At 40.1% G+C, this 7425-nt stretch carries 13 protein-coding genes; 12 read left to right on the top strand and 1 reads right to left on the bottom strand.

Annotated elements, in window-relative coordinates; genetic code table 11:
- The 6 genes from H9I36_RS07285 to H9I36_RS07260 form a co-directional block, all read left to right on the top strand.
- Window positions 1-291 (top strand): hypothetical protein (locus tag H9I36_RS07285; protein ID WP_187384707.1); only part of this gene is annotated, 291 nt, incomplete at its 5' end.
- Window positions 292-300: 9 nt separating this feature from the next.
- Window positions 301-957, top strand: a complete 657-nt coding sequence (locus H9I36_RS07280; RefSeq protein ID WP_187384706.1) for a phage baseplate protein — start codon at window positions 301-303, stop codon at window positions 955-957.
- 205 nt (window positions 958-1162) lie between these two features.
- Window positions 1163-1375, top strand: coding sequence for a hypothetical protein (locus tag H9I36_RS07275; RefSeq protein WP_187384705.1), 213 nt, complete (start codon window positions 1163-1165; stop codon window positions 1373-1375).
- Entirely contained in the window at window positions 1372-2142 is a 771-nt protein-coding gene (locus H9I36_RS07270; RefSeq protein WP_187384704.1) for a hypothetical protein, read from the top strand. The genes H9I36_RS07275 and H9I36_RS07270 overlap by 4 nt, the downstream gene beginning before the upstream one ends.
- Window positions 2143-2265: 123 nt before the next feature.
- Window positions 2266-2616 carry a hypothetical protein gene (locus H9I36_RS07265; protein WP_187384703.1) on the top strand — a complete coding sequence of 117 codons (351 nt, stop codon included), beginning with the start codon at window positions 2266-2268 and terminating at the stop codon, window positions 2614-2616.
- A gap of 89 nt (window positions 2617-2705) precedes the next feature.
- Window positions 2706-2852 (top strand): hypothetical protein, encoded by a 147-nt coding sequence (locus tag H9I36_RS07260; RefSeq protein ID WP_187384702.1) that lies wholly within the window; start codon window positions 2706-2708, stop codon window positions 2850-2852.
- A gap of 40 nt (window positions 2853-2892) precedes the next feature.
- Here the strand turns inward: H9I36_RS07260 and H9I36_RS07255 are convergent, their stop codons facing one another.
- On the bottom strand, window positions 2893-3072 hold the full coding sequence (locus H9I36_RS07255) for a hypothetical protein (protein ID WP_187384701.1): 180 nt from the start codon (window positions 3070-3072) through the stop codon (window positions 2893-2895).
- An 87-nt stretch (window positions 3073-3159) separates the two neighbouring features.
- On the opposite strand from H9I36_RS07255, the gene H9I36_RS07250 reads away from it, so the two are divergent.
- From H9I36_RS07250 to H9I36_RS07225, 6 genes are all read left to right on the top strand, one after another.
- Window positions 3160-3459 carry a hypothetical protein gene (locus H9I36_RS07250; protein WP_187384700.1) on the top strand — a complete coding sequence of 100 codons (300 nt, stop codon included), beginning with the start codon at window positions 3160-3162 and terminating at the stop codon, window positions 3457-3459.
- Window positions 3460-3791: 332 nt separating this feature from the next.
- Entirely contained in the window at window positions 3792-4331 is a 540-nt protein-coding gene (locus tag H9I36_RS07245) for a hypothetical protein (protein ID WP_187384699.1), read from the top strand.
- Complete coding sequence (locus H9I36_RS07240) at window positions 4328-5017, top strand: hypothetical protein (protein WP_187384698.1); 690 nt, start codon at window positions 4328-4330, stop codon at window positions 5015-5017. Before H9I36_RS07245 ends, H9I36_RS07240 begins: the two co-directional genes overlap by 4 nt.
- A 1-nt stretch (window position 5018) precedes the next feature.
- A complete protein-coding gene (locus tag H9I36_RS07235) occupies window positions 5019-5369 on the top strand; it encodes a hypothetical protein (RefSeq protein ID WP_187384697.1) in 351 nt (116 codons plus the stop codon).
- On the top strand, window positions 5359-6840 hold the full coding sequence (locus tag H9I36_RS07230) for a baseplate J/gp47 family protein (protein ID WP_187384696.1): 1482 nt from the start codon (window positions 5359-5361) through the stop codon (window positions 6838-6840). The genes H9I36_RS07235 and H9I36_RS07230 overlap by 11 nt, the downstream gene beginning before the upstream one ends.
- Window positions 6841-7422, top strand: a complete 582-nt coding sequence (locus H9I36_RS07225) for a hypothetical protein (RefSeq protein ID WP_187384695.1) — start codon at window positions 6841-6843, stop codon at window positions 7420-7422.
- Window positions 7423-7425 lie beyond the last annotated feature (3 nt).

Below are 7425 nucleotides of genomic sequence, written 5' to 3'. Positions count from 1 at the left end.
AATTTTAATAGTTTAGTAGATACGATAATTATTGGAACAAAAGAGGATGAAGAAAATAAAACCAATATAGATAAAATAGAGCTTCAAAAAGAATTTTTATATTGGTTATCATCATCATATGAGAATGATGGTGTAACATCATATGAATTTCCAATCGTAGAAAAACCAGATGTCAATACTGGAATCGTTCATATCTATGATTACAATGATGATACGCGAGTTTACATATATGAAAATTTTATAGAGAATAAAACGGTTGTTGTTTACGTTCCGCATGAACAGGATTATTAAGGATTTTATATGGACGGATTATCACAGCTTATTGTAAACGGGAACCCGACGGCGCTCAATCTTGTAAAAACGCTGCTTGATGCCCCTATGCTCATCAATCCGAGTATCACCAAAGACGGCCTCTCGCAAGGCGCGCCGTTTGCAATCCCGCTTGAAACGGAAACACACCAGCAGACGGGTAACGCCGAAGTAAGCGAAAGCCTTTTGATTACTGCCGGTGGAAAGAAAAACGTCGCCGATAATGTTGCGCCGGGATCATGGACGTGGAATTTGACGGGTTACATACCGGGTAATGCAGCGCTCGAACCGACAAATCTCTATACTCCGTTTGTTGCTCTCAACTCGTGGCTTATCCGCAACGCATATCAGCAGGGGTATGTTTTGATTTATAAGGATATCGATGCGCAGATTTACCGACGCGTCGTTATCAAGAGCTTGACGATAAACACAAAATCGGATTGCCGTAATAAAACACCGTTTTCGATGACGTTAAAAGAGATAAACGTTATGGATGACTTTTTATCGAATATGACACAATCGGGCAAAGCGGCGCAGCCTAAAAGCGGAAGCAACATCGGCTACACGGCGGCCGTCGGAACCGTAGTTGCTGCAAAATCTACGGTAGATGTAATCAAAGCAGTGATCTCCGGCGGATATGCGGCATAGAAGATAAAACTGTTGCAAGAATCAATAAAATGTAATATTATATATACAAACAAATAAAAACATATATAAAGTTTTGTTTTTATTGCCGATGATTGCTATTATATATAGAATGAGTTATACTTAGATAATTAATGTATAATGTCTTAGAATACCGAGGGGCAACAAAATCCCTTATATCAATGATTTTGTGATAAAGGAGCACGGTATGAAAGATGTAAATATTGAAGAACGATTTAAACAATTAAATATTATTTCGTTTGATAGTGCGGGAATGGCCGTAAAAGATGATGTAATTACAGCCCTTAATGCCGTTGAAGCATACGGAAACGATAATACCGACGAAGATATGTACAAGCATATAAAAGAACTGCAGCAAGAAAAAAGAGATCGCCGTTTTAAATTCGGTGGGAATGAATGACACCTATAAATGCGTATCGTACCGATATTGGTGTGGCGATCCGTCTTTTTCGTCCTATATTAAAAAAACTAAGTTTCCGTAATAAAAATACTCAAAGAACCGTATACCTTGCAGAATTTGACCATATTGATATGCTTGATGTTGACAAATGGGTAATTATTGTATTACGAGCAAATCTCGATAAATCTGGAGGTATGTTTTTTTGTCAGCAAGGGAACAATAATATTATTAAATGTTATATTGTTTTACAAGAATCTCTTTATAATGATATATCTCTAGAAAAAGTAAAAATGGTAGGTGTACATGAGTTTTGTCATTTTATGGCATTACTTTATTTAATTACCACGGTAAACGATGAGAATCAGCGAAATAAAATTTTGTCAGATCGTCTTCGTAATAAAATCGATGATTTGAATATGGATGCTTTGAATAGATTCTATGGCGCTTTGAATAATAAAGATGCGGCAATAGAAAAAATCCCAGAACTTGAGGATAGCCATTATCGCCTTGTAGGTGAAGGTGAAACGCTTGAGTATGACGAATTATTTAAGCACTTGATGTTTTCGAAAGAATTATTTGAAGAATATTTTGATAAAGATAAACAAGAGAAATTTAAAGAACTCATGAATAAAGATGATAAGCAATCAGGGGTTGAGGGAGTTTCGCTTTACAAAGATAGCGTACAACAAGCTGCCAATAAAAAAAGTATTCCGTTTCAACTTGCTTTTGATCAAGCTGTATCATGGGTAAAAAAATATCTTAGATAAATTGTATCACAATTAAAATTTTCAATATTCTCTGTACCTTGGTAAAATAATCTCACAAAATATACTCACTCCACATGAGCGTAAATTAAAATGTAAAAATGACTATATATGTGGAGGTAAAACATGAAGTATAAAATTATTGGATTTATTGGGATGTTGCTTTTTGCTGCGGCTGTTGTAACCGCGCAATTTGTCAAAATCCCGAGCGTAACCGTAATTGAAATCGCACTTGCCGCATTCGGGCTTGCTGCGGTTGTCATATCTATGGTAGAGACCGCGAAAGAAAAAAACAATTTTTCATGGAAAACGGTTGTCATTATCGTACTTGCGGTAATTGGCGGGGTTTTGTGTTGTATCGGCGGATTGTCGCAAAATATTTTTAAAACGGTTTCGGGCGCGATACTCGCGGCTCTTACGGTAATTTTCGGTATTTTATTTGATAAAAAATCGGAAACCGCGAACGGTAAAAATTAACGCAGCGGCAACGTTGCGTCGGCGGTCGTGCGCACTTGCACCCGTACGATCGCCGTTTTTGTTTAAAATTATTATTTGGAGATATAATTATGGCAGAAGAAAAAGAAAAGAAAGTAGATGCTGTAAAATTGCTTGAAGAGATACGGACTGTTTGTGAAAAGTATGGCGCAAGAATGTGGGATTATACGTTTAAAAGGAGTGCAGGTGAATTGAAAATTATGGTATTAACCTATTAGAAAAGTACAGGGCATAATGCCCTGTAAATGTAAAGGATAATTATTTTTTGTCTTGAGGCTCTTTAATTTTTGCCGCGATTAAATCTACAGCTTTTAAAAATTGCTCGGTTACTTGTTCTACGGTATAATCGTTACCGTGCTGAAAACGTAATTCGTGCAATTCTACTAGTTTTAAGACTACCTCAATAGCTTTACATTTAATTTCGACGTCTGTACTCATAAGTTACTCCTTAGATTGCTTTTTATAAGTATCGGAAATAAAACTAAAATAAATAAGTTATCATAAAGTAAAAATGACTATATGTATATGAGAGCGATTAAATCACTTGAGCGTATTCCATTTCCTGCAACAGAGATGCAAGAGAATTTTTCATTCGATTGTATTACGGAAGCAGGTAATTTTACATTTGCTTTTCGATTTTTTAATGGTCGGTGGAACTGCTGGATAACACTGCCGAACGGGATAATGCGTAAGGCTGGGGTATATCCGAATGTCGTATCGGGAACGGGAAACAGCGATTACGGATTTATTTTTAAAACACAGCTTCCCGAAATCGGATATAACGCACTTTTTTTGACGGAGCTTTATTTAATAAAATGGGAATAGCAAACTTTAATAAAATTATTGATTTGTATTTCCTCAATGATAACGATGCGATCGTTGCGCAAATAAAATGCCCGACACATGGGCGAAAACCGAATATCACACTTACGGGCGCAATGTACGGGCGGGATATCCCGAATGATTTTGATATAACCGTAAAAAACTTTTATATCGACAGTATTTTATCAAGTGCAAAAAAGCTCCGTGTATATGCAGGCTATGAGGATAAACGGCGTATTATGCTCGAATCGACAATCGCGTACATGCACCAAGAATCGCCTGGTCCGGAGAGTACGACGGTTGTACACTGTATGTTCGGGCAATTTGTAGAGTGGATGACAAAAACGGTCGATATAAACCTCGACAAAGGATATACCCTGCAAACGGCACTTGCGCAAATATCAAAGCCGCTCGGATTAAAAACTCCCGTAGTAAGTTCTGCGATACAAGAGGTATCGGAAGAATCGTTCCAGTTTCAGGGCGCGTGTAAAGATGCAATCGCGCACCTTGAGAGAAGTTTTGACGGTGTGCATATTACGATCGATAGCGGTACATTTGTAGCATACAAAGAAGCCGGAACATCGCCTGGCGCTGAAATCGATCTTCCTTATCTTTCCGCGCCGCCTATTATCAAGGCGGGATCGGAGAGTATGCTTGCCTCGGCAACAATCAGCGCGCCGTGGAACCCGATATTAAAGCCCGGCGATATTGTAACGTTTAATTCGGCGTATTACCAATCGACGGAATATCTTAAAAATTTTCGACAGGAACGATCTCGTATTGAGATCACCTCACTGCAATTTCATTTTGCGACAGTCGGGAGCGCAAATCAAATGACAATCGAAGGCATAGCAGCGGATAAGAGGTCGGCATGAATAATAATTTTTTGAATGCAGTAACACGCTTTACCGATCGCGATTTAATCGAGGCGATACTTGGGAATTTTTTTATCGTTGATTACGGAATTATCAAAGCGATAAATGCGGATAAAACGATAAACGTACTGCACGCAAAACAGCAAAAAATGATGAACGGAGAGACATTGCCGGAAATGGAAACGAAAAACATCGAAGTGCTGACGCTATCGGGTACCGGTTTTTCGCTTACGTGGGATATACAAAAAGGCGATAAGGTGTTGCTACTCGGACTGAAAACACCTGTAGCAAAGACGGGGGATATAACATCACCCGAAGAAACAAAGTCGTATTTGCACTACAGCAGGGAAACACTCAAGGCTCTCCCGATGTGCGTTTTTAACAACAAGGCAAAAGTAAAAGCGGAAATCAAAAAAGGAAAATTATCCGTTACGGCGGAAGATGATATAGAGTTTGAATGCAACAATCATAAAATAAAGGCAAAGCAAAAAATAGAGCTCAACGGGAACAGTAAACAGCTTGTAACGTGGGCGGAACTCAATACGGCTCTTAATAATCTTATTGTGCTTTTAAATACTCATACACATACCTGTGCCGCACCCAGCAGTCCATCATCTCCACCGGTTACTCCGATGACTATAAATATAGGTGCGGCAAAGACAACGACAGTCGTAACGGGGGGATAAAATGGATTTAAAAATGCGTGCTGAAGATATTACGACAAGCGGGATAACATGGGATTGTAAAGTCATCGACGGTATTGTTCCGATCGTATCGGGAGATGAGGAAGAATTACAGGCGGCAACGCAGGCAGGTTTTTTAATTCGCGGAACTGTTCCGCAGCTTCCCGATGTAGGCGTGCCGTGGACGGATTTTTTGACGCAAAAGCTGACTTTCGGTGAGCTCGATTTTTATGTACGGGAAAGTTTACGACTTACGGAAAAAGAAACATTTTATCCGAAGTACAATATTGAAAACGGCAAACTGACTATGAGTGTAGGGAAATTAAAAGTGGAGGATGCGGCACGTGAGCTTTAAAATAAACGGCGAAACATGGCGACCGAAAACAACGGTCGAGCATGCCGATAAAATAATCGATAGCGTCAACACGCTTTTACAGCAAAACGGTATTAAAGATAAGGACGGTAAAATCGTACAGCTGAAAAAAAGCTATGACAACGCGCTCTATCTGCTTGCACTCGGAGATGGAAACCGTTTTGCCGACAATGATGAAAAATTGTCGCGTGCGATAAACTCGCTCAATATTGAAATCTGCGATGATGCGCAGATTGAAAATCTTTTGCCGATTGCCGCTGTCGCACGAAATCCCGGCAGTTACTCGACACTGCGTCTTACGGTACAGGCGAGCTCGTCCGGTGACTGTATTATCCCTGCCGGTACAAAAGCGCCTTATGAGGATGTCAATTTTATCGTAAAGGAAAAGGCTGTTATCAGTGCTGGAAGTACGCAAATCATCGATACCGTTTGCGATACAATCGGAGCCGTTGCCGTACTCTCGGGAGAGATCAAATCGTTTGACAGACAGATTATTAATTTAGAGAGTGTGGAAAACCTCGAATCGAGTATTCCAGGCATAGAGGCAGAAACGACAAACGCGCTGCGTCGGCGGCTTGTATTGGGCGATACGATAAAATACTCGCTCGACGGATGTAAAGGCGCGCTCGAGAGTTTAACTGGCGTATCGTATGCGCGAATATTTTTTAATTACAATACAAAAACCGCGATTACGCTGACAGGCGGTGTAGTATTGCAACCGAGAACTGCGTATATCGTCATACACGGTAACTCCGACAAAATAGCCGAGACCTACGCGGGGTATATGAGTGCTCCGACACAAAATTCTCCGATCGCAAAAGGTACGTACTCAACCGTAGGTATTACGATCGGTGCGGCAAGTACAGGAAACGCGGTAATACCGAGCGGTACGACAGTTGTCTATAAAGGTCATACGTTTAAATCGTCGGAACAGGTAACGATCACCGCCGGTACGGAAAAGAAAATAACATTTACTTGTATCGAAGTCGGGGCGGTACAAGTCCCGCAGGCGGGAATCAATGAACTCGTCGAAACGATTGATAATGTCATATCGGTAATAAACAGAGAGCCGTCGATACCCGGTATGGATAATCCTGCGAAAGTCCAAAACTGGACGACGGCGAGCGGGCAGTCTATACCGATATATTACGATCTTGCCGGTGAAAAACAAGTTTTTGTAAAAGTATGGCTCACCGAAGACGCGGATAACGGTACGCATATCAGAAATCAAATCAAACGCGATCTCATCACTGCGAGTGCAAACTGGAGAATCGGTGATAGCGTTACACAGCTTTTGACGAGTGCGCCGTTTGTGCATTGTACATACACAGAAGTCGCATATACGCAAGTAAGTATCGACGGTAAAAAATGGGAGAGCGTTGTCGAAGTCGATTGTAATACTATCCCACGCATATCGGACGCAACAATTACAATCGAGCAGGTAGGGGTGTAAATGATACCGGTAAATCGATACTATCCTGCACAAATAAACGGATCTGTTATCAGCGCTTTCGGGGCGGCAATCAATAGCGAATTTGCCGAAGCGGAGTTTATACAGAATTATATTTATAAGTTGTCGATCGATACTGCCGACGAAAAAGAACTTGAGAATATCGGACGCATTATCGGATATATTCGTCCTCTAGTGCCGGAGGGATTTAATGCGGAAAATATTTTATTACTTGGCGGGTTGCCACTCGAGACCGATCTAAGTATTGGATTATCGACTGTCGGTGATAATCTCGGTGGACAGTTATCGACTATATCGTATACCGATACCGGATTTATGGATTTAGGAATGTATCGAAAATTTTTAAAATCGATTGCCGTATTAAAACGTTTCGGTATAACGCTTGCGAGTGTTGATAAGATTGTATCGGTTATTTCGAAAGACTATGTAATAAAATTTGATACAAACAAAGATATTAATGTGCATTTTAATAAAGATATCGGCTATAAAAATATTTGGATATTGACACAAATATTTTATCGTACGACTACATCGCCGCAAGTTTTAATAACATCAGGAGGTTAATAA

It is taken from the genome of Treponema sp. Marseille-Q4130, assembly GCF_014334325.1.
Taxonomy (GTDB): Bacteria; Spirochaetota; Spirochaetia; order Treponematales; family Treponemataceae; genus Treponema_D.
Note: the sequence above shows the minus strand (reverse complement) of the source record. Positions and strands in the feature narration are given on the sequence as shown.

Bases quoted from the DNA above. Each gene is read 5' to 3' on its own strand.
- H9I36_RS07280 (WP_187384706.1), top strand. From the start codon at position 301: ATGGACGGATTATCACAGCTTATTGTAAACGGGAACCCGACGGCGCTC.
- H9I36_RS07275 (WP_187384705.1), top strand. From the start codon at position 1,163: ATGAAAGATGTAAATATTGAAGAACGATTTAAACAATTAAATATTATT.
- H9I36_RS07270 (WP_187384704.1), top strand. From the start codon at position 1,372: ATGACACCTATAAATGCGTATCGTACCGATATTGGTGTGGCGATCCGT.
- H9I36_RS07265 (WP_187384703.1), top strand. From the start codon at position 2,266: ATGAAGTATAAAATTATTGGATTTATTGGGATGTTGCTTTTTGCTGCG.
- H9I36_RS07260 (WP_187384702.1), top strand. From the start codon at position 2,706: ATGGCAGAAGAAAAAGAAAAGAAAGTAGATGCTGTAAAATTGCTTGAA.
- H9I36_RS07255 (WP_187384701.1), bottom strand. From the start codon at position 3,072: ATGAGTACAGACGTCGAAATTAAATGTAAAGCTATTGAGGTAGTCTTA.
- H9I36_RS07250 (WP_187384700.1), top strand. From the start codon at position 3,160: ATGAGAGCGATTAAATCACTTGAGCGTATTCCATTTCCTGCAACAGAG.
- H9I36_RS07245 (WP_187384699.1), top strand. From the start codon at position 3,792: ATGACAAAAACGGTCGATATAAACCTCGACAAAGGATATACCCTGCAA.
- H9I36_RS07240 (WP_187384698.1), top strand. From the start codon at position 4,328: ATGAATAATAATTTTTTGAATGCAGTAACACGCTTTACCGATCGCGAT.
- H9I36_RS07235 (WP_187384697.1), top strand. From the start codon at position 5,019: ATGGATTTAAAAATGCGTGCTGAAGATATTACGACAAGCGGGATAACA.
- H9I36_RS07225 (WP_187384695.1), top strand. From the start codon at position 6,841: ATGATACCGGTAAATCGATACTATCCTGCACAAATAAACGGATCTGTT.